Raw genomic sequence first — 23,279 nt, 5'->3', positions numbered from 1 at the left:
GCTCGCAATGACGTGGATAGAGCTGCGGCTCATCCTACTGCCGCGCCACGACGCGCGCGGCAAAGCCGGCTTTCGCCGCATAGCCGCGCACGATGGCTTCGCGGGCCTCGTAATTGAGGATGGTGTCGACATCGGTAAAACCCTGCGGCGCGAGCTGCTCGACGGCGTCGATCACGCCTTCCGGGCCGCCGCGGCGGTTCGAGGCCACGATGTCGGCGGTCATCGGCAGGCGCTGCCGCTCATAGGCGACCAGCGCCTGGCGCGGATGCTCAGATCGCGCCAGCGCGTCCGCCAGGCAGCGCGCGTCCAGCACCGCCTGCGAGGCGCCGTTCGAGCCGACCGGATACATCGGATGCGCGGCGTCGCCGAGCAGCGTGACGCGGCCGCTCGACCAGTACGGCAGCGGATCACGGTCGCAGCACGGATACTCCCAAAACTCCGGCGTCGCGTTGATCAGGCCGACGAAGTCGACCTGCGGAATCGTAAAACTCGTGACATAGGGCATCATCTCCTCGCGCCGGCCGAGATTGGACCAGCCCTCGCGGCGCGGCGGCGGCGAGGTGCCGTCGCCGATCCGCACCAGCACCGCCCAGTTGGTGAGGCGACTTGCCGGGCTCGATCCCGGCGCGATCGGATAGATCACGGCTTTTGCGTTCAGCCCGCCGGCGATGATCATCGAGCGCCCGGTCAGGAACGCCGGCCAGTCGGTTGCGCCGCGCCACAGCATCAGCCCGTTCCAGCACGGCCCGCCCTCGTCCGGGAACAGCGTCTGCCGCACCTTTGAGTGAATGCCGTCGGCGCCGATCAAGATGTCGCCGCGCGCGGTGTGGACATGGCAGCCAGCTCGATCGAAGAAATGGGCTGACACGCCGCCCTCGTCCTGGGTGAACGCGCCGAGCCGGCAGCCGGTGCGGATCGCCTCCGTGCCGAGACGCTCGACCACCGCCTGATGGATCACGCCCTGCAGGCGGCCGCGATGGATCGAGAATTGCGGCACGTCGTGGCCCGCATCGAGCCCGCGCTTCTCGTGCCAGACCTGCTGGCCGTGCCGCGTCAGATAGAACAGCTCATAGGTGCGGATCGCGACCTCGTCGAGCCGGTCGAGCAGGCCAAGGCCGGCGAGCTCGCGGATCGCATGCGGCAGCGTGTTGATGCCGACGCCGAGTTCGCGGATCGTCTCCGACTGCTCGTACAATTCGCATTGAATGCCGCGCGATCGCAGCATCAGCGCCGTGGTGAGGCCGCCGATGCCGCCTCCGACGATAATCGCTTTCATCGTCCTCAACTCCACTCACAACAGGACGGTTAACCAGCAAGGCCTAGCGTCGCACGCGCCCGCGCCCGGCCGCAAGCCGGTTTGTTGCCCGGGTCTTCGGCGCGCCGGCGCTGATTTGGCTTAGGATTAACATTCTCGCAGCGCATACCTTCATCAGCGTCACCCTGAGAGGGTGTGAAGCTTTGCCCTCATCTACCGTTGTCATCGCCCGGCTTGACCGGGCGATCCAGTACGCCGCGGCCTCTCGCTTCTATCACCGGCGCCTCTGGAATACTGGATCACCCGGTCAAGCCGGGTGATGACACCGAGCAAGCTGAGCAAACCATCCCCGTCACCCTGAGGCGGCCGCTTCTTCAGCGGCCCTCGAAGGGTCGACGGCCCCACTGGTGGCCGATTCATCCTTCGAGGCTCGCCGAAGAGGCTCGCACCTCAGGATGACGGAGTTGGCAGCGTACTCCCCCCATCACCGTCACCCTGAGGTGGCCGCTTCTTTAGCGGCCCTCGAAGGGTCGACGGCCCCGCTGGTGGCCGATTCATCCTTCGAGGCTCGGAAGAGCTCGCACCTCAGGATGACGGAGTTGGCAGCGTACTCCCCCCATCACCGTCACCCTGAGGCGGCCGCTTCTTCAGCGGCCCTCGAAGGGTCGACGGCCAGGCTGGTGGCCGATTCATCCTTCGAGGCTCGCAAGAGCTCGCACCTCAGGATGACGGATCAGGCAGCGTACCCCCCCATCACCGTCACCGTGAGGCGACCGCTTCTTCAGCGGCCCTCGAAGGGTCGACGGCCCGGCTGCGGGCCGATTCATCCTTCGAGGCTCGCCGAAGAGGCTCGCACCTCAGGATGACGGGTTAGGCAGGACCGCATGACCACCCAATCAATCCGGCACCACCGCGATCGCCTGGATCTCCACCTTGGCGCGGTCCTCGATCAGGCCGGCGACCTGGATCGCAGTCATGGCCGGGAAGCGGCGGCCCATGGCGTCGCGGTAGACGACGCCGATCTCCTTCAGCCGGGCCGAGTATTCCTTGCGGTCGAGCAGGAACCAGGTCATCGACACGATGTGCTCGGGCCCGGCGCCGCCGGCCGCGGCGACCGCGACGATGTTGCGCAGGGTCTGGCCGATCTGCGCCACGAGATCGTCGCTCTCGAATTGGCACTGCCCGTTCCAGCCGATCTGGCCGGCGATGAAAATCTGTTTGCCGCGCGCGGCGACGCCATTGGCGTAGCCGATCGGTTTTGCCCATCCGTCGGGCTGCAAGATTTCGCTCATCTCAATTGCCCTCGAACACCGGTTTCTGCTTGGCGGCGAACGCGTCGAAGGCGCGGCGGAAATCGCCGGTCACCATGCAGATCGCCTGCGCCTGCGCCTCCGACTCGATCATCTCGTCGACGCCCATCGCCCATTCCTGGTTGAACATGGTTTTTGTGACGCCATGTGCGAACCACGGGCCGTCGGCCAGCGAGCGCGCCAGTTCATGCGCGGCGCCGGCGAGTTCGGCCGGCGGCACCAGGCGGTTGTGGAAACCCCAGGCGAGGCCCTCGTCCGCGCTCATCGCCCGTCCGGTGTAGAGCAGGTCGGCGGCGCGGCCCTGCCCGATCACGCGCGGCAAGAGCCCGCAGGCGCCCATGTCGGCGCCGGCGAGGCCGACGCGGGTGAACAGGAAGGCGGTCTTGGCCTGCGGCGTCGCCAGCCGCAAGTCGGAGGCGAGCGCCAGCATCGCGCCGGCGCCGGCGCAGACGCCGTCGATCGCGGCGACGATGATCTGCGGACATTTGCGCATCGCCCGCACCACCTCGCCGGTCATGCGGGTGAAGGCGAGCAGGTCCGGCATCGCCATCCGCGTCAACGGCTCGATGATCTCGAACACGTCGCCCCCGGAGCAGAAATTGCCGTCGGCTCCGGTCAGCACGATGGTGCGCACATCGGATGCGTATTTGAGATTGGTGAAGAGATCGCGCAGCTCCTCGTAGGACTCGAAGGTCAGCGGGTTCTTCTTGTCCGGCCGGTTCAGCGTGATGGTCGCAACGCGGCCGCTGGCGTCGGTCTGCCAGCGAAAATGCTTGGCGGGATAATCCTTGAATGGACGGAGCTTTGCTTTCATCTCGGACATGCTGTGTTCCTTCACCCGGTAAAGACTTCGCCGCCGGCAATCGCGACGGCTTGTCCGTTGATCGATGCGGCGCCTTCCGATGCCAGCCAGAGGACGGCGTCGGCCACCTCCTCCGGCGTCACCAGCCGCTGCATCGGATTGACCTTTGCCAGTGCGGCGCGTGCTTCCGCTTCGCTGCGGCCGGTCTTGGCGACGATGTTGGCTGCCGCCTCCGCGACCAGCGGCGTGTCGGTGTAGCCTGGGCAGACCGCGTTCACGGTGACGCCGCGCCGCGCATATTCCAGCGCCAGCGACCGCGTCAGGCCGACGACGCCGTGCTTCGCCGCGACATAGGCCGAGACATAGGCGTAGCCGGTAAGGCCCGCGGTCGAGGCGACGTTGATCACGCGCCCACGGCCGCGCTGCGCCATGCCCGGGAGCACGGCCTGCGTCACCAGGAACACGCTGGAGAGGTTGCTCGCCAGCATGTCCGCCCACAGCGCCGCATCCGTCTTGTCGAACGGCGCGCTGCCGGCCTTGCCGGCATTGTTGACGAGAATGTCGATCGAACCCGCGGCCGCCTCGATCTGCGCGATCCCCTTGGTCACCGCGGCAGCGTCGGTGACATCGATCGCGACGACGGCGCCGGCGTGATCACCGAGCGACGCGGCAGTCGCCTGCAAGGTCTCGATGCGGCGTCCGGCGAGGCTGACGCGGACGCCGGCTTTTGCCAGTGCAATCGCGGTCGCCGCGCCGATGCCGGAGCCGGCGCCGGTGACGAGGGCGTGAGCGTTGAGCCAGAACCGCGTCATGATTTTGCTCCGGCGGCGCGTTCGAGGTTGGCCTCGTATTGCGGCTTGCCCGACAGATACTGCTTCGGCCAGGCGATCGACTTCACGCCGATCTTCGCCGCCTCGTGCAAGGTCCAGGCAGGATCGGCGAGATGCGGCCGGGCGATGGCGCAGAGATCTGCGCGGCCGGCGGCGATGATCGAGTTGGCATGATCGGCCTCCGAGATCGCGCCGACCGCGATCGTCGCGATGCCGAGCTCGTTGCGGATCTTGTCGGCGAACGGCGTCTGGTAGAGCCGGCCATAGACCGGATGGTCGTCGGCCCAGACCTGACCCGACGAGCAGTCGACCAGATCGGCACCGACCTCCTTGAACAGTCTTGCGAAGGCCAGCGCGTCCTCGGGCGTGTTGCCGCCCTCGGCCCAGTCGTGACAGGACAGACGCACCGACATCGGTTTCTCCTCCGGCCACACCGCGCGGATGGCGCGGAACACTTCCAGCGGATAACGCGCGCGGTTTTCGATCGATCCGCCATATTCGTCGCTGCGGCGGTTGGTCAGCGGTGAGAGAAAACTCGACAGCAGATAGCCGTGGGCGCAGTGCAGTTCCAGGATGTCGAAGCCGGCGCTCGCGCCGCGTTTTGCGGCGGCCACGAATTGATCCCGCACCTCGTCCATCTCGGCGCGGGTCATCGGCTCCGGCAACTGGCCGTCCGGCAGATAGGGCACCGCCGACGCCGAGACCAGCGGCCAGTTGCCGTCCGGCAGCCGCTCGTCCATGCCCTCCCACGCGACGCGGGTCGAGCCCTTGCGGCCGGCATGGCCGAGCTGGATGCCGATCCGCGCCTGCGAATTGCGGTGCACGAAGTCGACGATGCGCTTGTAGGCGGCGGCCTGCTCGTCGTTCCACAGCCCGCAACAGCCGGGCGTGATCCGCGCCTCCGGCGACACGCAGGTCATCTCGGTGAACAACAGCCCGGCGCCGCCGAGCGCGCGGGAGCCGAAATGCACCAGATGGAAATCGTTCGGCACGCCCTCCTCGGCGGAATACATCGCCATCGGCGAGACGATGATGCGGTTGCTGAGCGAGAGGCCGCGGATCTGAAACGGCGTCAGCATCGGCGGCGTGACGCGGTCGTTGGTCGCGGGCACGCCGCTCTGCTCGGCGAACCAGCGCTCATAGCCTTCGAGCCAGGTCTTGTCACGCAGCCGCAAATTCTCGTGGCTGATGCGCTGCGAGCGGGTCAGCAGCGAATACATGAACTGCTCTGGCTCCAGCGTGTCGGCATAGCGCGAGCCGACCACCTCGAACCATTCCATCGCATTGCGCGCCGCGTTCTGGATCCGCGCCACGTCGACCCGGCGCAGTTCTTCGTAGGCGGCGAGCACCGCGGGGATGTTCTCCCGCGTGGCGCCATGGATCTTGAACTGGTTGGTCAGCTCGATTGCGTCTTCCAACGCGAGCTTAGTGCCCGAGCCGATCGCGAAATGCGCGGTGTGCGCGGCATCGCCCATCAGCACGACATGGCTGTTGCCGTTAAACGCGGTCCACTTGCCGCAGATCAGCCGCGGGAACGACAGCCAGGCCGAGCCGCGCAGATGGCGCGCGTTGGAGACCAGGTGATGGCCCTCGAGGATTTCGGCGAACACGTTCTCGCAGAATGCGATCGAGGCATCCTGCTCCATCTTGTCGAGACCGTGGGCGAGATAGGCCTCCTCGGTGGTCTCGATGATGAAGGTCGCCGCGCCCTCCTCGAACTTGTAGATGTGGGCCTGGAACCAGCCGTGCTCGGTCTTGCGGAAATCGAAGGTGAAGGCGTCGAACGGACGCTTGGTACCGAGCCAGATGTAGCGGTTCGGCCGCATCTGCATGTCGGGCTGGAATTCCTTCGCGTATTTGACGCGAAGCTTCGAGTTGACGCCGTCGGAGGCCACGATCAGGTCGGCATCCGGGAACTCGAGATCGGAATTCACCTCGCGCTCGAAGATCAGCTCGACGCCGAGCTCCTCGGCGCGCGCCTGCAGGATGTTGAGCAGCCGCTTGCGGCCGATGCCGACGAAGCCATGGCCGGTGGTGCGCATGCGGCGGCCCTTGATCAGGACCTCGATGTCGTCCCAATGGTTGAAGGCCTGCTCGATGATATCGGCGGTCTTCGGGTCCCATTTGCGCATGTTGTCCATGGTGGCATCGGAAAACACCACGCCGAACCCGAACGTGTCGTAGGGCCGGTTGCGCTCGACCACGGAGATCTGATGCGCGGGGTCCAGCATCTTCATCAGGATGCCGAAATAGAGCCCGGCCGGCCCGCCTCCAATGCAAACGATGCGCATGGCGCTCTCCCGTTGGGCGGCGGCTGGGCAGTGACCTCCAGCGTGCCGATGCGGGATATTATTTTATACTTAAAATAATTGTCAAGGGGCGCCGGCTCTTCCTCCACCGTCGTCCCTGGGCATGCGCTGCCCCGTCATCCTGAGGTGCGAGCCTCTTCGGCGAGCCTCGAAGGATCGACGGCCACCAGCCGGGCCGATTCATCCTTCGAGGCTCGCCCCGCAGCGCATTGCGCTGCAAGGCTCGCACCTCAGGATGACGGGGAGGGTTTGCTCAGCTTGCTCGGTGTCATCACCCGGCTTGACCGGGTGATCCAGTATTCCAGAGACGCCGGTGATAGAAGCGAAAGGCCGCGGCGTACTGGATCGCCCGGTCAAGCCGGGCGATGACAACGGTAGATGAGGGCAAAGCTTCACATTCTCTCAGGATGACGGGGTTGGTGCTGGTCTGATTCACATTTCAACCAGCCAGTTCGGTGTCATCACCCGCGAAAGCGGGTGATCCAGTATTCCAGAGACGGTGGTTGTTGAGCTGATGGGCCACGGCGTACTGGATCGCCCGGTCCATGTGCGCAATTGCGCACAGGCCGGGCGATGACGGCGTGGGCGGGATGCGGAGCGGGGCTCAGCCATGTCGGTTCCACGCTTGAATCCCCGGCCCCGGGCGGGCATAAGGAACGCCGCCTCCCTTAAAAAAGCGCACAGACCCCAAGGATTTACCATGCCCGCCTATCGCTCCCGCACCACCACGCACGGCCGCAACATGGCGGGTGCTCGCGGCCTCTGGCGCGCCACCGGCATGAAGAACGAGGATTTTGGCAAGCCGATCATCGCGGTGGTCAATTCCTTCACGCAGTTCGTGCCCGGCCACGTCCATCTGCAGAATCTCGGTCAGCTCGTGGCGCGCGAGATCGAGAAGGCCGGCGGCGTGGCGAAGGAGTTCAACACCATCGCGGTCGACGACGGCATCGCGATGGGTCATGACGGCATGCTCTACAGCCTGCCCTCGCGCGAATTGATCGCCGACAGCGTCGAATACATGGTCAATGCGCATTGCGCCGACGCGATGGTCTGCATCTCCAACTGCGACAAGATCACCCCCGGCATGCTGATGGCGACCTTGCGCCTCAACATCCCGACCGTGTTCGTCTCGGGCGGCCCGATGGAGTCGGGCAAGATCCAGCTCAAGGGCAAGAAGCGCGCGGTCGACTTGATCGACGCCATGGTGGCGGCGGCGGATTCCAACGTGACCGACGAAGAGGTCGAAGTGATCGAGCGCTCGGCCTGCCCGACCTGCGGCTCCTGCTCCGGCATGTTCACCGCGAATTCAATGAACTGCCTGACCGAGGCGCTCGGGCTTGCGCTGCCCGGCAACGGCTCGGTGCTGGCGACCCATGCCGACCGCAAGAGCCTGTTCGTCGAGGCCGGCCACCTGATCGTCGACCTCGCCCGCCGCTACTACGAGCAGGACGACGCCAAGGTGCTGCCGCGCAATATCGCGAGCTTCAAGTCGTTCGAGAACGCGATGACGCTCGACATCGCGATGGGCGGTTCGACCAACACTGTACTGCATCTGCTCGCCGCCGCGCGCGAGGGCGAGGTGCCGTTCACGATGGCCGACATCGACCGTCTCTCGCGCAAGGTGCCGGTGCTGTGCAAGGTCGCGCCCTCGGTGCAGGACGTCCACATGGAGGACGTGCACCACGCCGGCGGCATCATGGCGATCCTCGGCGAGCTCGACCGCGCCAAACTGCTCACCACCGACGGCCCGACCGTGCACAGCGCGACGCTCGACGATGCGCTGAACCGCTGGGACGTGGTGCGGACCACGAGCGACAAGGTGCGCGGCTTCTACCGCGCCGCGCCCGGCGGCGTGCCGACCCAGGAAGCCTTCAGCCAGGATCGCCGCTTCGATGAGGTCGATCTCGACCGCGCCAAGGGCTGCATCCGCGACGCCGCGCACGCCTATTCCAAGGACGGCGGCCTCGCCGTGCTGTTCGGCAATCTGGCGGAAGACGGCTGCATCGTGAAGACCGCCGGCGTCGACGAGAGCATTTTGAAATTCTCCGGCCCGGCCCGCATCTTCGAGAGCCAGGACGCATCGGTCGACGCCATTCTCGGCAACAAGGTGAAGGCCGGCGACGTCGTGCTGATCCGCTACGAAGGACCGCGCGGCGGCCCCGGCATGCAGGAGATGCTGTATCCGACCAGCTATCTGAAGTCGAAGGGGCTCGGAAAGGCCTGCGCGCTGATCACCGACGGCCGCTTCTCCGGCGGCTCGTCGGGCCTGTCGATCGGCCACGTCTCGCCGGAAGCCGCCGAAGGCGGCCTGATCGGCCTGGTGGAGGAAGGCGACATCATCGAGTTCGACATCCCGAACCGCAAGGTCAACCTCAAGGTCGACGACGCCGAACTGAAGCGCCGCCGCGAAGCGATGCTCGCCAAGGGCAAGGCCGCGTGGAAGCCGGCCGCGCCGCGCAAGCGCGCGGTCTCGACCGCGCTGAAGGCCTACGCGGCGTTCGCCAGCAGCGCCGCCAAGGGCGCGGTGCGCATCCTGCCCGAGGAGTAATTGACGTCAGGTCACATGCAGGTCGGCCGCCTCGATCCGGATGCGGTCGGCGTGCAGCGACCAGTCGCACAGCGATTGTTCCTGGCAAAATTTGAGCTTGGCCATCTCGGTGGCCTGGCCTTCGCTCGAGGCATCGATCTCGAGCAGGCCCTGACAGACCTCGCGCTGGCGGCCGTTGCCGCCGAGCACGTCCTTCATGAAGTGGACGACGAAGCGTGACATGGAACCCTCCCTGCTGAACCGGCAGAGCCCGGGGCTCATACGATAGCACTGACGCGGGATGAGGGTGAGTTAATTCGAACGCCGCCGCATGCAGCTGTTCGCAGCGGGGACAACTAGGCGCCGGCCAGCGGCAGGCTGGCTGCCGCAATCGCGACGATCTGCGCCAGCCGGCGGCCGATCTTGGCGGGCGCGTTGCGGAGCAATGACTGGACCTGTCGCATGGTGGGTTCCTTCCGTGCCGGGAACGGCCGGGCACGCAGGGAACATGGCGGCAGCGGGCAAAGCCGTCGACATGCCGCGGGAAATAACAACGGGCGTGTTGGGGAGCGGCGGTCTGGCAGTGGATTTATTGCTGAGATCGCGGCCGCGGCGACGCAGATTTTCTCCGGCGTTTTGGGAGCGCCTGCGCCTCTCCGGCTTCCAACTAAGGGACGCACCAGCGGTAGGGTTCCCTCTCCCCTTGCGGGAGAGGGTTAGGGAGAGGGGTGCCAACCGGCACACTCTCACCTTCACACCCGAACTAAATTTCGGAATATTGGAATAATACCGGTGAGTTGCCCGACGTGTCAAGCCGCCCGGTCGAACGTGTCGGTAGCACACGATATGTCCGGTTTATGTAGCACACGATCTGTCCGGTAATTTTCGTGCCCTTTGGAGGGGCATGTGATGCGCCGGACGGAAGCCCTTCAGGGTGTGCGCATGATCAAGTTTCTGGACATTTTAGGCCGGTACGAGGCTTTGGAGTTCAACCAGTTGGAAGCAGCGGAGCTGTTGGGTGTCGGTGAACGGACGTTTCGGCGCTGGTGTCAGCGCTACGAAGAGGACGGCGAGGCGGGATTGCTGGACCGTCGGCTCGGCAAGGTTTCCGGCCGACGGGTTCCGATTGACCGCGCGGACGAGGTGGAAGCGCTTTATCGCACGCGCTACGCCGGCTTCACGGCGAAGCATTTTCACGAGCACCTGGTGAAGGATCATCGCTTCAGCTGGAGCTACACCTGGACCAAGACCTTCCTGCAGTCGAAGGGGCTTGTGAAGAAGGCCCGCCGCCGCGGCGCACACCGGCGCAAGCGTCCGCGCCGGCCGTTACCAGGGATGCTGCTGCATCAGGACGGATCGCGGCATCAATGGCTCGCAGGGCAGCCGATGCTCGATCTGATCGTGACCCTGGATGACGCGACGAGCGCAATCTATTCGGCGTTCCTGGTGGAGGAAGAAGGTACCGCCTCGACCTTCCGCGCGCTGGAGGAAGTGTTTGGCCGGCATGGCCTGCCATTGAGCCTCTACACCGATCGGGGCTCGCATTACTTTCAGACGGCGACGGCCGGCGGCGCGGTCGATCGCGCGGCGCCGACCCAGGTCGGCCGGGCGCTGGCGCATCTGGGTATCGAACATATCGCGGCCTATTCGCCGCAAGCGCGGGGCCGTTCCGAGCGTGTCTTTCAGACGCTGCAAGACCGGCTGACCAAGGAGCTGGCATTGGCCGGGATCGCCACGGTGGAGGCCGCCAATCTATTTATTCGCGAGGTCTATCTGCCGGCCCACAACGCCCGTTTTGCCATCAAGCCCGAGCAGGACGGCAGCGCTTTCGTCGCGATTGCGGGTATCGATCTCGGCGAGATTCTTTGCGTGCAGGAGGAGAGGCAGGTCGGCAACGACAATTGCGTGTCGTTCAACCGTTTGAAGTTGCAGATCCCGGCGAGTCCTTTGCGCGCGCATTTCGTCAAGGCGCGGGTCAAGGTCCGGCAATACCACGACGGCACCCACGCCATCTTCCACGGCCCGCGTTGTCTCGGTCGCTATGACCGCAGCGGCGCGGCCATGGACATACCGATTGCCGCTTAAATCCGCTCGGCGGCGAGCCTGTGGACGGCATGGACAAGTCTGCGACTTGCCCACCCCGCCCACAGGAGAACAAAAGCAGACGAAGCGGACATTTAATGTGCTACCAAAACCGGCCAACTTAATTAGCTATCGACAGCGACGCGGGTGCGCACCCTGCGAAACGACAATGCTGCGCTGCTACGCGTGCAGTGCGTTGAAGCGCTCGAGGAACTGCTTCTCGGCCCTCGCCGCAGTCCACGGCGTCAGATAATCGCGCTCGGTCGCCTCCGGCAGCCCGGGATCGCGGCCGAACAGCCGCTTTGCTTCGGTCCGGGAAAACCCCGCAAGATGCGTCGCCTCGAGATAGGCCGCGCCGCGGTCGGCGGCCTTGATCTGCTGCGTAATCTCGTCCGCCAGCACCGCGGGCAGGCCGAAGCGGACATGGATCGCCGACAGCAGGCGCTTCTCCACCACCTTGTAGTCGCCGCCGAGCACCGCCTTGAACGGCGAGATCATGTCGCCGATGACGTATTCCGGCGCGTCGTGCAGCAGTGCAGCCAGACGAAACCGCGTGTCGACGCGCGGCGTCTGCTGGCGCATCACGGCTTCGACCAGCAGCGTATGCTGCGCCACCGAGAAGATATGCGCGCCGGAGGTCTGTCCGTTCCAGCGCGCGACCCGCGCCAGCCCATGCGCGATGTCGACGATCTCGATGTCGAGCGGCGACGGATCGAGCAGGTCGAGCCGGCGCCCGGACAACATCCGCTGCCAGGCGCGGGTGGTTTCCGCCGATCTGCGCGCGGTCATTTCGCCTTGAGCCGCGGTACGCGAGGCTTGCCGCCGCAGGTCGCGTGACAGTAGCAGGTGACGAGGTGATCGTTGACCATGCCGGTCGCCTGCATGAAGGCGTAAACGATGGTCGGGCCGACGAACTTGAAGCCGCGCGCGCCGAGCTCCTTGGAGATCTTGATCGAGACCGGCGTCGAGGCCGGCACGCTCGCGGTGGTCTTGAACTGATTGACCTTGGGCTTGCCGTCGACGAAGTCCCACAGGAATTTAGAGAAGCCGGGACCCTTCTCCATGATCTCCAGATACGATCTTGCGCTCGCCACCGTGCCTTCGATCTTGGCGCGGTTGCGCACGATGCCGGCGTCGTTCATCAGCGCATGCACCTTCTTGTCGGTGTAGCGTGCGATCTTCTCGGGCTGGAAGTCGTCGAATGCTTTGCGGAAATTCTCGCGCTTGCGCAGGATCGTGATCCAGGACAGGCCGGCCTGGAAGCCGTCGAGGATCAGCTTCTCGTAGAGCGCGCGGTCGTCATACTCGGGCACGCCCCATTCGGTGTCGTGATAGGCGATGTAGAACGGGTCTTCGCCCGGCCAAGGGCAGCGTGTCTTGCCGTCGGGATGCAGTTTGGCAGTGCGGCTCATGCGATGTTCTGTTTGGGCGGAGTGCGGACGACATCAGGTTCGGCGAGGCGAAGTGGCAGCCCGCCCGCGGTGAGCGGCTGGCTGGCGTCGAGCGCGTCGGCGACACGATCGATGCGGACCAGCGCGAGGCCCTTCTCGCCCGCGGTCGAGCCGATGGTGCCGACCTGCTTGTCGCCGGCAAGGATGGCAGCACCAGCTTCCGGCGACGGGCCGTCGAGGATGATCTTCACGGTGCGGGTGCGCGCCGTGCCGCGGTGCTGCATGCGCGATACGACCTCCTGGCCGACATAGCAGCCCTTGTCGAAATCGACGCCGTTGAGGCGATCCATGTTGGTCTCGTGCGGGAAGGCATCGCCATACATGAAATCGAGCCCGCCGCGCGGCACGCCGGTCGCGATGCGATGCGCCTCATAGGCGCTGCTGTCGACGAGATCGGCGCCGATCAGTTCGGCGACCGCCTGCGTTTGCTCCTCGGGGACCAGGATGCGCCAGCCCAGCGCCGGATTGCGCGGATCGGCGAAGCCGAGATCGGGCGTCGTCGCCGGCTCGCCGTCCCAGGCCGCCAGCACGCCCATGCTGTCCGAGAGGTTTTCGACCGTGACCTTGGCGCGCAGCTTGTAGAAGCCGAGCTTGTCGGCGAGGCCCTTTGCGAGCGCGCGCGGCGCATCGATCAGGAAGCCGCCGCCATGGCCGGCCGGCGCCTCGGTGATCAGGAAGTCGGCGATGATCTTGCCCTGCGGCGTCAGCAGGGCGCCGAACTTGCCGAGCCCGGGGCGCAGCTCGGCGATGTCGGTTGTGATGAGGCCGTTGAGGAAGTTGCGGGCGTCGTCGCCTGCGACCTTGACCACGCCCCGATCCGGAAGAAACGCTGCTTTCATCGCAAAAGTGGCTCTTTTTTCAAGTTCCTTGGGAAACGCAAAGGCTGCGGATATCCCCTGCCAAGCTAAGGCGCTAGAGTGCGCCGAACAAGGCCCGCGCGATAGCGGAAGGCGGGCGCCGAGGACCGATGAATCAGCATTTCGACAGCATTCTAAAATCCGGCACCGTGGTCAATCAGGACGGCGAGGGCGTCCGCGATATCGGCATCAAGGGTGGCCGCATCGCCGCGATTGGATCGCTCGGCCAGGCCTCGGCCGGCGAGGTGATCGACTGCAAGGGCCTGCACATCCTGCCCGGCGTGATGGACACCCAGGTGCATTTCCGCGAGCCTGGGCTGACGCAGAAGGAAGACCTCGAGACCGGCTCGCGCAGCGCGGTGATGGGCGGCGTCACCGCGGTGTTCGAGATGCCGAACACCAACCCGCTGACGGTCACCGAAGCCGCGTTCACCGACAAGGTCAAGCGCGGCCGCCATCGCATGCATTGCGATTTCGCGTTCTTCATCGGCGGCACCCGCGAGAACGTGCAGGACCTGCCGGAGCTCGAGCGCGCGCCGGGCTGCGCCGGCGTCAAAGTGTTCATCGGCTCTTCCACCGGCGCACTCTTGGTCGAGGACGATGAGAGCCTGCGGCGGATCTTCCAGGTGATCCGGCGCCGCGCCGCGTTTCACGCCGAGGACGAACACCGCCTCAACGAGCGCAAGCCGCTGCGGATCGAGAACGACCCGCGCTCGCATCCGGTGTGGCGCGACGAGACCGCGGCGCTGATGGCGACCGAGCGCCTGGTCAATCTCGCGCGCGAGACCGGCAAGCGCATCCACGTGCTGCACATCTCGACCAAGGAAGAGATCCTCTACCTGCGCGACCACAAGGACGTCGCCTCCTGCGAGGCGACGCCGCATCACCTGACCATGGCGGCGCCGGAATGCTACGAGCGGCTCGGCACGCTGGCCCAGATGAACCCGCCGGTGCGCTCGGCCGATCATCGCGCCGGCATCTGGTACGGCATCGAGCAGGGAATCATCGACGTGCTCGGCTCCGATCACGCGCCGCACACGCTGGAGGAGAAGGCCAAGGCCTATCCAGCCTCGCCGTCGGGCATGACCGGCGTGCAGACGCTGGTGCCCTTGATGCTCGACCACGTCAACGCCGGCCGGCTGTCGCTGGCGCGGCTGGTGGACCTCACCAGCGCGGGGCCGGCGCGGCTGTTCAACATCGCCTGCAAGGGCCGCATCGCGGCGGGCTATGACGCCGACTTCACCGTCGTCGATCTGAAGCGCGGCGAGACCATCACCAACCAATGGATCGCCTCGCGCGCGGGCTGGACGCCCTATGACGGCGTGCGCGTGCAGGGCTGGCCGGTCGGCACCTTCGTGCGCGGCAAAAGGGTGATGTGGCAGGGCGAGCTCGCGACGCCGTCGACGGGCGAGCCGGTCCGCTTCCTCGAGACGCTGAAGCCGTAGCGCTTTTGGCTGGTTACTGCCGCGCCAGCGTCAGCGAGAACTCGCCGTTGCGCACGCGCGCGGCAAGGCCCTCGGCGTACTTCGCCACCGCGTCCTCGCCATAGGTGGAGACGAGCTCGGCCAGCGCAGCAAACAGGCTCGCCTGCGCCAGGCAGTCGCCATCGACGCCATCAAGACGTGCTTCCGCCCAGGCCTGGTTGAGGTAACTCAGTGCGGCCTGCTTCTGCTCGTGGTCGGGCCGTGGGTCTTGGTGGAGAGTAAAGCTCGCTGGATGGCGCATGAAACTTCATCAAAATGGGACACACGGTACGGATGCGAACCGCGGCACGTCGCATTTGAGACTTACCACGCATGTGGGTACCGCCTAGCCATATCTTTAGGAAAGGTTAACGGCCCCTTGGGCATTTAAAGGGGAAATCCCGATATCTTGCCGTCCATCAGCCCCTTGAGCTGTGGATATGGTGCAGCACCGCGCGCGGGGTGGCGCAGAGCTGGCTCGCGCCGGCCTCGCGCAGCTCCTCGGCGCTGCCATAGCCGTAGGTGACGCCGACCGCGCGGATGCCGTTGCGCTTCGCGCCGATCACGTCGTGGCTGCGGTCGCCGATCATCACGGCAGAGGCCGGATCGGCCCCGGTCTGTTCCAGCGCGTAGGCCAGCAGCTCGACCTTGTTGACCCGGGTGCCGTCGAGCTCGGAGCCGAACACATGGTCGAAATGCTCCGACAGCCCGAAATGCGCGATGATCCGCGTCGCGAACACGTGCGGCTTAGAGGTCGCCACGAACATGCGCCGCGGCGTTGCGCGCAGCGCGGCCAGCACCTCGGCGATATCAGGATAGACGCTGTTCTCGAACAGCCCGACGGTGCCGAACCGCTCGCGGTACAATTCGATGGCGCGGTCGGCATATTCCTCGCCGCCGAGCAGCATGGCAAAGCTCGCACGCAGCGGCGGCCCGATGCACCAGGTCAGCTCGTCCTGCGTCGGAACCTTGCGGCCGAGCTTCTCCAGCGCATATTGGATCGAGCCCGTGATGCCGGGTTTCGGGTCGGTCAGCGTGCCGTCGAGGTCGAAGAAGATCGCGCCGTCAGTTGGCATAGCGGGCCGTCAGGTCGCGGGAGATTTTCGAGCCCTCCTCGATGTAGCGGCGGATCGCCACCGCTGCGGCCGGGGTGCAGGTCCGGTAGGTCTGCTGGAACCCGTTATAGCCGCGGTTGAAGCCCGCGATCATGCGGGCGCGGCGGTCGCCGGAGGGGGTTTCGGCGTCGATCAGCGCCTGCATCTCGTTGCGCCATTTGGCGCCCTCGTTGGAGCCACAGATGCCCCGCAGGTAATGCAGGGTGCCGAGGATCTCGGCCAGCCGCTGCAGGTCGCCGTCGAACGGCGCAGGGGCGTCCTGCGCCCGGGACGGCGCGGCGAGTGAAGTCGACAGCAGGATCAGAACGGCGAGAAAAGCGTGGCGCATCAGGGGTTCCGGGATGCCCGTGGTATGCCCCCGCAATGCGCCCGAGGCAAGGCGGGGAAGACCCGGAATCCCCCTCAAACCAGCGCTCTGGCGGCCGCGATAACCTCATGGAGCCCGCCGGTGACCTTGAGGTCGCCGATCTCCTCGGGCGCCAGCCACTTGAAATCGTCGTGCTCGTCGTTCAGCACCGGTTCCCGGGACGCCCAGCGCGCCGCAAACGACATGATCACATAGTGCCCGCCGCCGGCGCCGCTCGGCAGCACCTCGCGCCAGCCGGCCAGCCCCACGATTTCGATCCGGAGGCCGGTCTCCTCGTCGACCTCGCGGTGCAGGGCGGTGTGCAGGGATTCACCGAACTCGACCCGGCCGCCGGGCAGCGAGTAAAAACCCTTTCCGGGCGAGCGGGCGCGGCGCACCAAGAGCACCTTGCCGTCGCGAAAGATCACGCCGGAGACGGCCAACTGCGGGCGGATCGGGGGTTCGGAAGAGGTCACGGCGCCATCATGCCCGACAAATCAGGGGCCCGCCATGATGCTGTCGACATCGGCCTCGGCCGCGCCGTTGATCACGCCGGCGGTCTGCATCACCAGCGGCTTGACCCAGACGATGGCCTGCTCGGCGAGCGCGACCCGGCTCTTGTCCTGCTGCACCTGCCGCATCGCCGCGCCGACCTCGGTCAGGATCCGCGTCATGCTGTCGGTGAGCTGGTCGAACTCAGCACGAATGTTCACGTCGGCCGTCTCGTAGGCCTCGATCGCGAGATCGCGCGCCCGAAAGCCGGAGGCCGTGAAATGCTCGGCATAGGACAGCGGCGTCCATTCCAGGAAATCGCTGGCGCATTCCGGCATGTCCGGGACCATCTCCAGCAGCATGATGGCTTCGTTGAAGTGATTGAGGTAGTCGGTCGCAAGCCCGGTGCGCGGGTTGATGTTGGCGGCGCGCAGTTGCGCGGCCCGCGCCTCGTCGGGATACGTCTTTCGCGGGGAGGAGCCCGCTATGGCGGCCGTTGAGGTCATCGGTCGCACTCTTTAACGGTTGGGGTTAAAGCGGAATAAACGGATACCACTCTGGACCAGATATGTGCGGACGCTTTGTGATCACCTCGCCACCGGCGGCCTTGCGGGAAATTTTTGGCTACATCGAGCAGCCGAATTTTCCGCCGCGGTATAATGTTGCGCCGACCCAGCCGATCCCCGTGGTGCTGTTGCAGAATGGCGGGCGGCATTTTCAATTGATGCGCTGGGGCCTGATCCCGTCCTGGGTCAAGGACCCGCGCACCTTCTCGCTGCTGATCAATGCACGCTCCGAGACGGTGCGCGAGAAGCCCGCGTTCAAGAACGCGATCAAGCGCCGCCGCGCGCTGGTCCCGGCCGACGGCTATTACGAATGGCAGGACGCCGGCGGCCGCAAGCGTCCGTTCTTCATCCATCGCCGCGACGGCGCGCCGGTGGCGTTTGCCGCGCTCGCCGAGACCTGGATGGGGCCGAACGGCGAGGAGCAGGACACGGTCGCGATCGTCACCGCGCCGGCGAGCCGCGATCTCGCAGCGCTGCATCCGCGCGTGCCGGTGACGATCCGCCTCGAGGATTTTGCGCGCTGGCTCGACTGCCTGCCCAACGACGTCGACGACGTGATGCCGCTGCTGAAAGGGCCCGAGGTCGGCGAATTCGCCTGGCACCAGGTGACGACGCGCGTCAACAGCTTTGCCAATGACGACGCGCAACTGACGCTGCCGATGACCGCGGAGGAGATCGCCGCCGAAGAGGCGCCGCCGCCGAAGAAGGCCGCGCCACGCAAGCCGCCGGTGCGCGACGAGGATGACGGGCAGGGCTCGTTGTTCTAGCCCGAGACGACAGTGAGTGTGTTGCGCCGCTGTTCAACCCGTCATCCTGAGGTGCTCGCCTCTTCGGCGAGCCTCGAAGGATCGACGGCCTCCAGCCGGGCCGATTCATCCTTCGAGGCTCGTCCAGCAGCGCGATTGCGCTGCTGGACGAGCACCTCAGGATGACGGGGATAGTTTGATTCCAGTGTCAAACAACTAACGCGATGTCATCACCCGCGCACGCGAGTGATCCCGTATTCCAGAGACCGCGGTGATTGAGCCGATGGGCCGCGGCGTACTGGATCGCCCGGTCGAGCCGGGCGATGACAGTTGTGGGTGGGGACGCACCTTCGCGTTCTCGCGACATGATTTGCCCGAGCTTTGCTTCTCGTTCTGCCCTCTCCAGTTGCAGCCGGCGTCGGATTTTGCTGGCGCGGCCGATCTTGGCGATTGTGGGCGCGGCCGTTCTGTGGTCGCCTTGCGCCAGGCCGCGTGCTCAAGCAGTCATTCGGGAGAAACCTCATGCGCCGGACAGTCGCCTCGTTGCAAACGCTCTGCGCCGTGCTGGCGCTGTGCCTGTGTCCGGCCACGACATGGCCGGCATCGCCGGTTGCCGTTGCGATTGCGGATTTCGACTATGTCGATACCTCGGGCGAGCCGAACGACCAGGTGGCCAAGCACACAGCATTGGTCACCGCCTTCGGCGAGCATCTGCGCCGCGACCTCGGCGGGAGCGGCGACTATCGCGTGCAGCCGGTCGCCTGCGCGCAGCATCCTTGCACGGCCGGAAGCATGCCGGCGGATGATTTCGCTGCCGCGGCGCGGCAGTCCGGCGCGCAGTTCGTCGTCTATGGTGGCATCCGCAAGATGAGCACGCTGGTGCAATGGGGCGAGGTCCAGCTCGTCGACATCAAGGACAACAAACTGCTGCTGCAGCGGACCGTAACCTTCCGCGGCGACACCGACGAAGCCTTCCGCCGCGCCGCCGGCTTCGTCAGCGCCACGCTGCGCGAAGCGCTGCCGCGGCCGTGAGTTTAATGGCGTGTGCACGGCGCTGAAACGCCTTCATCCACCCTGCGATAACGACATCAGGTCAGGTGAGCACACCGGTTGGGCTCCCTCCCCCTTGCGGGGGAGGGTTGGGGAGAGGGGTGGCCGCTTGCTCCGCTGTCAGTGGAACGCGGTGACATCGTGCTCTCGACGAGCGCGATGCTCGTTGATGTAACAGAATCCAATTCCCGCATCTCGCCCGGGGCCACCCCTCTCCCCAACCCTCTCCCGCAAGGGGAGAGGGAGCCCTTCCAGCGGTGGCTCCATCACGCAATGACGAGCGGCGCGTTCACCCCTTCACCTGTGCCACGCCCTCGATCTCGATCAGCATTTTCGGATCGGGCAGCGCCACCACGACGCAGGTGGTGCGGGCGGGATAGGGTGCCGGGCCGAACGCGCCGGCGTACAGCACGTTCATCGTGGCGACGTCGGACGCGCGGGTCAGCAGCACATTGACCTTGACGAGGTCGCGCATCGTCGCGCCGGCCTCACCGAGCACGCGCTTGAAATTGGTCACGACATTGGCGAACTGCGCCTCGAAGCTGTCGGGCAGCCCGCGGTTGGCGTCGAAGCCGGGAATGCCGGAGATGAACAGCAGGTCGCCGACGCGGGCGCCGAACGAGAGCGGCGGCGCCTTGACGCCGGGCGGGGGAGGGAAGTGCTGGATCGACATGGATCACCATTCTGTGTTCAGAGCGCTTTCACGCGACGTGGATGCCGGCTCGCGTGATGAAAACGCGTCAAAGCGAAATTTTGGCCCGCCCCGATGATAGGCTCCGCGGCGTCAGCTACAAGCTCAACTCTGTGTGCTTTTGCGGACACATCAACGGTGCCGCCCATCGGCTAGATTGGCGCGACTCGATTTGCCGTCTGGAGAATACCCCATGAAATTTCCGTCCGCCGCCCGCGCCGTGCTGCTCGCACTGGCGCTGCTCACCGGATCGTCCGCCGCGCTGGCCGACGAAGGAGCCGTGACGCTCGTCATCTTCAAGGGCGGCTGGGTGTTCGGCGGCTCCGCCGGCAAGGGCGTAATGACCTTCCACGGCAAGACCTACGGGCTGACGGCGGGCGGGCTCGACTACGGCCTCGTGTTCGGCGGCTCCCAGACCACGCTGCAGGGGCGGGTGCGCAACATCCGCCGCGCCCAGGACATCGCCGGCGTCTACGCCGCTGCGGGCGCCGGCGTTGCCTTCGGCGCCGGGATCCGCGGCATCGTGCTGACCAACCCGAACGGCGCAATTTTGGAGCTGGGCGGCAAGCAGGTCGGCCTGATGGCGAACTTCGACCTCAGCGGACTTGCGATCACGTTGAAGGAATAGTGGCGCCAGCGCATCGTCTCGCAACCCACCGCGAGCGTGACGGCGAAGGAGCATGTAGCCCGGATGGAGTGAAGCGAAATCCGGGGCCGTGTCTCCGCGGAAGCGATTCCCGGATTGCGCTTCGCTCCATCCGGGCTACATCGGCGCGATCCACTCCGCGAGCTCCCGCCACGGCTGCAACGTCCAATGTCCGGACGCCGCGCCCGATGGCGACGGCAGCACGAACACAGCGGGAAAGCCGGTGAGTGTCGGCTGCCGGCCGAGCGCGAGCGCGCTGGTCGGCCGCTGATAGAACAGGCTCGCGGCCTTCTTGCTGGTGAAGGCGATGGTCTTCGGCCGGAACGTCTCGATCTTCGCGCGAAAGCCGATCACGTCGAACGACGGCCGCGCAATCTCACGATCCATCCCGGCGCCGGTCTTGGAAAGGTCGGTGAAGCCGATGCCGAGCGCGAGCAGCGCGGCAAACTCATCCGGCCGATAGCGCCGCGGCGTGATGCCGGCCTCATGCAGCGCCCGCCAGAACCGATTGCCGGGATGCGCGTAGTAATGCCCGAGCTTGGCCGAGCGCGTGCTGGCCGCGGTGCCAACGAACACGAGGCGGAGGTTGGCGCGGAGCTGGTCGGGGAGGCGGTGGGGAAGATCGTCCGGCATTTTGAGGAATGGTGTTGATAGCCCGCATGAGCGCAGCGATATGCGGGGAGAGGCCCCGGATGTCGCTGCGCTCATCCGGGCTACGCGCCGTTGAGTTGCAGGGATCGATGTCGCGCAGGCAGCGCCTCAACGCAAGCTGCGTCGTCGATCCTGCGGTTGCCTGATCAGGCAAAACGGTCTGTAATCGCGTCAACCAGGCAAGAATTCCGGAGCAGGAACCGATGGGCGAAGCAAAAACCCATTACGAGGTGATCGTGGTCGGCGCCGGCGTCGCCGGCATCTACCAGATCAAGCGGCTGGTCGATCTCGGCATCGATGCCACCGTGCTGGAAGGCGCGCCCGATCTCGGCGGCACCTGGTACTGGAATCGCTATCCCGGTTGCCGCTTCGATTCCGAAAGCTACACCTACGGTTTTTCGTTCTCGCGCGAGCTGCTCGACGAGTGGCACTGGAAGGAGCGTTTTTCCGGCCAGCCCGAGAACCTGCGCTACCTCAATTATGTCGCCGACAAATTCGATCTGCGACGGCACATGCAGTTCAATTGCAAGGTCGACGCGATGCGCTTCGACGAGACGCGCGATCTCTGGCACCTCACGCTCAGTGACGGCCGCGAGCTGACCTGCCGCTTCGTGGTGCTGGCGATCGGGCTGCTCTCGGCGCCGACCATGCCGCGCGTGCCTGGGATCGACGACTTCAAGGGCCGGTCGTTCCACACCTATTACTGGCCGCACGAACCGGTCGATCTCACCGGCAAGAAGGTCGCGGTGATCGGCACCGGCGCCACCGGCATTCAGGTGATCGGCGAGATCGCTGACAAGGTCGGCGAGCTCACGGTGTTCCAGCGCCGGCCGAACTGGAGCGCGCCGCTCAACAACAGCGCGATCTCGGAGGCGGAGATGGCCGACATCCGCGCCCGCTATGACGAGATCTTTGCCGCCTGCGCGCTGACGCCGGGCAGCTTTGTCCATGGGCCGCAGAGCCGCGGATTCTACGAGGTGAGCCGCGAGGAGCGCCTCGCGCTGTGGGACAGGCTCTACGACGAGCCCGGCTTCGGCATCTGGCTCGCGAACTTTCGCGAAATCTTCATGGACGAAGCCGCCAATGCCGAGCTGTCGGCGTATATCGCGGACCGCATTCGCGGCCGCGTGAACGATCCGAAGGTCGCCGAAAAGCTGATCCCGCGAGATCACGGTTTTGGCGTGCAGCGCCTGCCGCTGGAGACGAACTACTTCGAGGCCTACAACCGCGATAACGTGCACCTCGTCGATCTCAGCGAGACGCCGCTGGTCCGCGTCACCGAGACCGGCCTGCGCACCACGGCGCGCGACTACGATTTCGACATCATCGTCTACGCCACCGGCTTCGACGCCATCACCGGCGCCTACGACCTGATCGACATCACTGGCATCGGTGGCGAAAAGCTCGCCGACAAATGGAAGCAGGCGCCGTCCACCTTCCTCGGCATGCTGGTCCACGGCTTCCCGAATTTGCTGATGCCGACCGGCCCGCAAAGCGCCTCCGCCTCGACCAACTTTCCGCGCGGCATCGAGAACGGCGTCGGCTGGTGCACCAACCTGCTGAAATTCATGTGGGACCGCGGCTACACGCGCGCCGAGGCAACGCTGGATGCGCAGCAGCGCTGGACCGCGCATGTCGCCAAAATGTACGAGATCATGCTGATGCGCAAAGCCAAGTCCTGGTTCACCGGCTACAACTCGAACGTGGCGGGGCACGAGGAGGGCACCGTGCGCTACTTCGTCTACAACGGCGGCACGCCGAAGTTTCTGGGCATCATCAACGAGGTCGCGGCGAAGGGGTATGAGGAGATTGAGTTTGGGGCAGAGGCAGAAGCTGGCGTACAGGCGGCGGCTTCGTAGGTCGGATTAGCGAGGCATAACCCGCCATTCTTTCGTCGGCCAAATCGGTGGGCACGCCGGAGCCTGTCATCGGGCCACGCCAAGCGCGGACCCGTTGGCTAACCCGGCTACGCACTTTGCTCACCCGGACCTCGCTTGCTGGTCTGTTGAAAACGGGGGCTCTTCTCAACGCGCGGCGATATCCGCCACGATTTGGCCTCCGGGCGATCGGCTAATTTCCAAAGTGTCATT

The 23,279-nt window shown here is 65.7% G+C and carries 23 protein-coding genes; 7 read left to right on the top strand and 16 right to left on the bottom strand.

Annotation, left to right across the window (positions count from 1 at the left end; genetic code table 11):
• Window positions 1–34 precede the first annotated feature (34 nt).
• The 5 genes from CI41S_RS35575 to CI41S_RS35555 all read right to left on the bottom strand — a co-directional run bounded on the left by CI41S_RS35575 (window position 35) and on the right by CI41S_RS35555 (window position 6,488).
• Window positions 35–1,276 carry a flavin-dependent oxidoreductase gene (locus tag CI41S_RS35575; RefSeq protein WP_139863670.1) on the bottom strand — a complete coding sequence of 414 codons (1,242 nt, stop codon included), beginning with the start codon at window positions 1,274–1,276 and terminating at the stop codon, window positions 35–37.
• Window positions 1,277–2,151: 875 nt separating this feature from the next.
• A complete protein-coding gene (locus CI41S_RS35570) occupies window positions 2,152–2,547 on the bottom strand; it encodes a RidA family protein (RefSeq protein ID WP_139863669.1) in 396 nt (131 codons plus the stop codon).
• A 1-nt stretch (window position 2,548) separates the two neighbouring features.
• Window positions 2,549–3,388 carry an enoyl-CoA hydratase family protein gene (locus CI41S_RS35565; RefSeq protein WP_172628316.1) on the bottom strand — a complete coding sequence of 280 codons (840 nt, stop codon included), beginning with the start codon at window positions 3,386–3,388 and terminating at the stop codon, window positions 2,549–2,551.
• Between the two features lie 11 nt (window positions 3,389–3,399).
• A complete protein-coding gene (locus CI41S_RS35560) occupies window positions 3,400–4,179 on the bottom strand; it encodes an SDR family NAD(P)-dependent oxidoreductase (RefSeq protein ID WP_139863667.1) in 780 nt (259 codons plus the stop codon).
• Window positions 4,176–6,488, bottom strand: a complete 2,313-nt coding sequence (locus CI41S_RS35555) for a bifunctional salicylyl-CoA 5-hydroxylase/oxidoreductase (RefSeq protein WP_139863666.1) — start codon at window positions 6,486–6,488, stop codon at window positions 4,176–4,178. The genes CI41S_RS35560 and CI41S_RS35555 overlap by 4 nt, the downstream gene beginning before the upstream one ends.
• 718 nt (window positions 6,489–7,206) lie before the next feature.
• On the opposite strand from CI41S_RS35555, the gene ilvD reads away from it, so the two are divergent.
• On the top strand, window positions 7,207–9,054 hold the full coding sequence (ilvD, locus tag CI41S_RS35550) for a dihydroxy-acid dehydratase (protein WP_139863665.1): 1,848 nt from the start codon (window positions 7,207–7,209) through the stop codon (window positions 9,052–9,054).
• 6 nt (window positions 9,055–9,060) lie between these two features.
• On the opposite strand, the gene CI41S_RS35545 is transcribed toward ilvD, so the two are convergent.
• Window positions 9,061–9,276, bottom strand: coding sequence for a hypothetical protein (locus CI41S_RS35545; RefSeq protein ID WP_139863664.1), 216 nt, complete (start codon window positions 9,274–9,276; stop codon window positions 9,061–9,063).
• A 699-nt stretch (window positions 9,277–9,975) separates the two neighbouring features.
• Between CI41S_RS35545 and CI41S_RS35540 the strand changes: the two genes are divergently transcribed.
• Entirely contained in the window at window positions 9,976–11,118 is a 1,143-nt protein-coding gene (locus CI41S_RS35540; protein WP_139863663.1) for an ISNCY family transposase, read from the top strand.
• A 177-nt stretch (window positions 11,119–11,295) separates the two neighbouring features.
• Here CI41S_RS35540 and CI41S_RS35535 read toward each other — a convergent pair whose 3' ends face one another.
• From CI41S_RS35535 to ygfZ, 3 genes are read right to left on the bottom strand one after another with little or no spacing between them, the layout of a single operon-like run.
• On the bottom strand, window positions 11,296–11,904 hold the full coding sequence (locus CI41S_RS35535; protein ID WP_139863662.1) for a YfbR-like 5'-deoxynucleotidase: 609 nt from the start codon (window positions 11,902–11,904) through the stop codon (window positions 11,296–11,298).
• A complete protein-coding gene (locus CI41S_RS35530; RefSeq protein ID WP_139863661.1) occupies window positions 11,901–12,527 on the bottom strand; it encodes a DNA-3-methyladenine glycosylase I in 627 nt (208 codons plus the stop codon). Before CI41S_RS35530 ends, CI41S_RS35535 begins: the two co-directional genes overlap by 4 nt.
• On the bottom strand, window positions 12,524–13,405 hold the full coding sequence (gene ygfZ / locus CI41S_RS35525; protein WP_139863660.1) for a CAF17-like 4Fe-4S cluster assembly/insertion protein YgfZ: 882 nt from the start codon (window positions 13,403–13,405) through the stop codon (window positions 12,524–12,526). Before ygfZ ends, CI41S_RS35530 begins: the two co-directional genes overlap by 4 nt.
• Before the next feature lie 128 nt (window positions 13,406–13,533).
• Between ygfZ and CI41S_RS35520 the strand changes: the two genes are divergently transcribed.
• Entirely contained in the window at window positions 13,534–14,868 is a 1,335-nt protein-coding gene (locus CI41S_RS35520; protein WP_139863659.1) for a dihydroorotase, read from the top strand.
• Window positions 14,869–14,881: 13 nt separating this feature from the next.
• Here the strand turns inward: CI41S_RS35520 and CI41S_RS35515 are convergent, their stop codons facing one another.
• The 5 genes from CI41S_RS35515 to CI41S_RS35495 form a co-directional block, all read right to left on the bottom strand.
• Window positions 14,882–15,148, bottom strand: a complete 267-nt coding sequence (locus CI41S_RS35515; protein ID WP_139485689.1) for a hypothetical protein — start codon at window positions 15,146–15,148, stop codon at window positions 14,882–14,884.
• Between the two features lie 157 nt (window positions 15,149–15,305).
• Window positions 15,306–15,962, bottom strand: coding sequence for an HAD family hydrolase (locus CI41S_RS35510; protein WP_139863658.1), 657 nt, complete (start codon window positions 15,960–15,962; stop codon window positions 15,306–15,308).
• A complete protein-coding gene (locus CI41S_RS35505; RefSeq protein ID WP_139485691.1) occupies window positions 15,952–16,329 on the bottom strand; it encodes a TIGR02301 family protein in 378 nt (125 codons plus the stop codon). Before CI41S_RS35505 ends, CI41S_RS35510 begins: the two co-directional genes overlap by 11 nt.
• 74 nt (window positions 16,330–16,403) lie before the next feature.
• Complete coding sequence (locus tag CI41S_RS35500; RefSeq protein ID WP_139863657.1) at window positions 16,404–16,823, bottom strand: NUDIX hydrolase; 420 nt, start codon at window positions 16,821–16,823, stop codon at window positions 16,404–16,406.
• Window positions 16,824–16,844: 21 nt separating this feature from the next.
• Window positions 16,845–17,345: a hypothetical protein gene (locus tag CI41S_RS35495; RefSeq protein WP_139863656.1), complete on the bottom strand. Its 501-nt coding sequence runs from the start codon at window positions 17,343–17,345 to the stop codon at window positions 16,845–16,847.
• 62 nt (window positions 17,346–17,407) lie between these two features.
• Between CI41S_RS35495 and CI41S_RS35490 the strand changes: the two genes are divergently transcribed.
• Both CI41S_RS35490 and CI41S_RS35485 read left to right on the top strand, forming a co-directional pair.
• The gene (locus CI41S_RS35490) at window positions 17,408–18,172 is read left to right on the top strand and encodes an SOS response-associated peptidase (protein WP_139863655.1); all 765 of its coding nucleotides are present in this window, start codon (window positions 17,408–17,410) and stop codon (window positions 18,170–18,172) included.
• Window positions 18,173–18,673: 501 nt separating this feature from the next.
• Window positions 18,674–19,183 carry a DUF2380 domain-containing protein gene (locus CI41S_RS35485; RefSeq protein WP_139863654.1) on the top strand — a complete coding sequence of 170 codons (510 nt, stop codon included), beginning with the start codon at window positions 18,674–18,676 and terminating at the stop codon, window positions 19,181–19,183.
• Window positions 19,184–19,490: 307 nt separating this feature from the next.
• On the opposite strand, the gene CI41S_RS35480 is transcribed toward CI41S_RS35485, so the two are convergent.
• Window positions 19,491–19,874, bottom strand: coding sequence for a RidA family protein (locus CI41S_RS35480; protein WP_139485696.1), 384 nt, complete (start codon window positions 19,872–19,874; stop codon window positions 19,491–19,493).
• Between the two features lie 211 nt (window positions 19,875–20,085).
• On the opposite strand from CI41S_RS35480, the gene CI41S_RS35475 reads away from it, so the two are divergent.
• Window positions 20,086–20,520 (top strand): hypothetical protein, encoded by a 435-nt coding sequence (locus CI41S_RS35475; RefSeq protein ID WP_139485697.1) that lies wholly within the window; start codon window positions 20,086–20,088, stop codon window positions 20,518–20,520.
• 135 nt (window positions 20,521–20,655) lie between these two features.
• On the opposite strand, the gene CI41S_RS35470 is transcribed toward CI41S_RS35475, so the two are convergent.
• Window positions 20,656–21,171, bottom strand: a complete 516-nt coding sequence (locus CI41S_RS35470; RefSeq protein WP_139863653.1) for a mismatch-specific DNA-glycosylase — start codon at window positions 21,169–21,171, stop codon at window positions 20,656–20,658.
• A gap of 221 nt (window positions 21,172–21,392) precedes the next feature.
• Here CI41S_RS35470 and CI41S_RS35465 point away from each other — a divergent pair, with 221 nt between their 5' ends.
• Window positions 21,393–23,048, top strand: coding sequence for a flavin-containing monooxygenase (locus CI41S_RS35465; RefSeq protein WP_139863652.1), 1,656 nt, complete (start codon window positions 21,393–21,395; stop codon window positions 23,046–23,048).
• Window positions 23,049–23,279: the final 231 nt, after the last annotated feature.

Origin of the sequence: Bradyrhizobium ivorense (assembly GCF_900696085.1) — a bacterium.
Classification (GTDB): domain Bacteria; phylum Pseudomonadota; class Alphaproteobacteria; order Rhizobiales; family Xanthobacteraceae; genus Bradyrhizobium; species Bradyrhizobium ivorense.
This window is presented reverse-complemented; position numbering and strand designations above follow the sequence as displayed.

Coding starts and splice junctions, on each gene's coding strand:
- CI41S_RS35575 (WP_139863670.1), bottom strand. CDS start 1,276: ATGAAAGCGATTATCGTCGGAGGCGGCATCGGCGGCCTCACCACGGCG.
- CI41S_RS35570 (WP_139863669.1), bottom strand. CDS start 2,547: ATGAGCGAAATCTTGCAGCCCGACGGATGGGCAAAACCGATCGGCTAC.
- CI41S_RS35565 (WP_172628316.1), bottom strand. CDS start 3,388: ATGTCCGAGATGAAAGCAAAGCTCCGTCCATTCAAGGATTATCCCGCC.
- CI41S_RS35560 (WP_139863667.1), bottom strand. CDS start 4,179: ATGACGCGGTTCTGGCTCAACGCTCACGCCCTCGTCACCGGCGCCGGC.
- CI41S_RS35555 (WP_139863666.1), bottom strand. CDS start 6,488: ATGCGCATCGTTTGCATTGGAGGCGGGCCGGCCGGGCTCTATTTCGGC.
- ilvD (WP_139863665.1), top strand. CDS start 7,207: ATGCCCGCCTATCGCTCCCGCACCACCACGCACGGCCGCAACATGGCG.
- CI41S_RS35545 (WP_139863664.1), bottom strand. CDS start 9,276: ATGTCACGCTTCGTCGTCCACTTCATGAAGGACGTGCTCGGCGGCAAC.
- CI41S_RS35540 (WP_139863663.1), top strand. CDS start 9,976: ATGATCAAGTTTCTGGACATTTTAGGCCGGTACGAGGCTTTGGAGTTC.
- CI41S_RS35535 (WP_139863662.1), bottom strand. CDS start 11,904: ATGACCGCGCGCAGATCGGCGGAAACCACCCGCGCCTGGCAGCGGATG.
- CI41S_RS35530 (WP_139863661.1), bottom strand. CDS start 12,527: ATGAGCCGCACTGCCAAACTGCATCCCGACGGCAAGACACGCTGCCCT.
- ygfZ (WP_139863660.1), bottom strand. CDS start 13,405: ATGAAAGCAGCGTTTCTTCCGGATCGGGGCGTGGTCAAGGTCGCAGGC.
- CI41S_RS35520 (WP_139863659.1), top strand. CDS start 13,534: ATGAATCAGCATTTCGACAGCATTCTAAAATCCGGCACCGTGGTCAAT.
- CI41S_RS35515 (WP_139485689.1), bottom strand. CDS start 15,148: ATGCGCCATCCAGCGAGCTTTACTCTCCACCAAGACCCACGGCCCGAC.
- CI41S_RS35510 (WP_139863658.1), bottom strand. CDS start 15,962: ATGCCAACTGACGGCGCGATCTTCTTCGACCTCGACGGCACGCTGACC.
- CI41S_RS35505 (WP_139485691.1), bottom strand. CDS start 16,329: ATGCGCCACGCTTTTCTCGCCGTTCTGATCCTGCTGTCGACTTCACTC.
- CI41S_RS35495 (WP_139863656.1), bottom strand. CDS start 17,345: ATGACCTCAACGGCCGCCATAGCGGGCTCCTCCCCGCGAAAGACGTAT.
- CI41S_RS35490 (WP_139863655.1), top strand. CDS start 17,408: ATGTGCGGACGCTTTGTGATCACCTCGCCACCGGCGGCCTTGCGGGAA.
- CI41S_RS35485 (WP_139863654.1), top strand. CDS start 18,674: ATGCGCCGGACAGTCGCCTCGTTGCAAACGCTCTGCGCCGTGCTGGCG.
- CI41S_RS35480 (WP_139485696.1), bottom strand. CDS start 19,874: ATGTCGATCCAGCACTTCCCTCCCCCGCCCGGCGTCAAGGCGCCGCCG.
- CI41S_RS35475 (WP_139485697.1), top strand. CDS start 20,086: ATGAAATTTCCGTCCGCCGCCCGCGCCGTGCTGCTCGCACTGGCGCTG.
- CI41S_RS35470 (WP_139863653.1), bottom strand. CDS start 21,171: ATGCCGGACGATCTTCCCCACCGCCTCCCCGACCAGCTCCGCGCCAAC.
- CI41S_RS35465 (WP_139863652.1), top strand. CDS start 21,393: ATGGGCGAAGCAAAAACCCATTACGAGGTGATCGTGGTCGGCGCCGGC.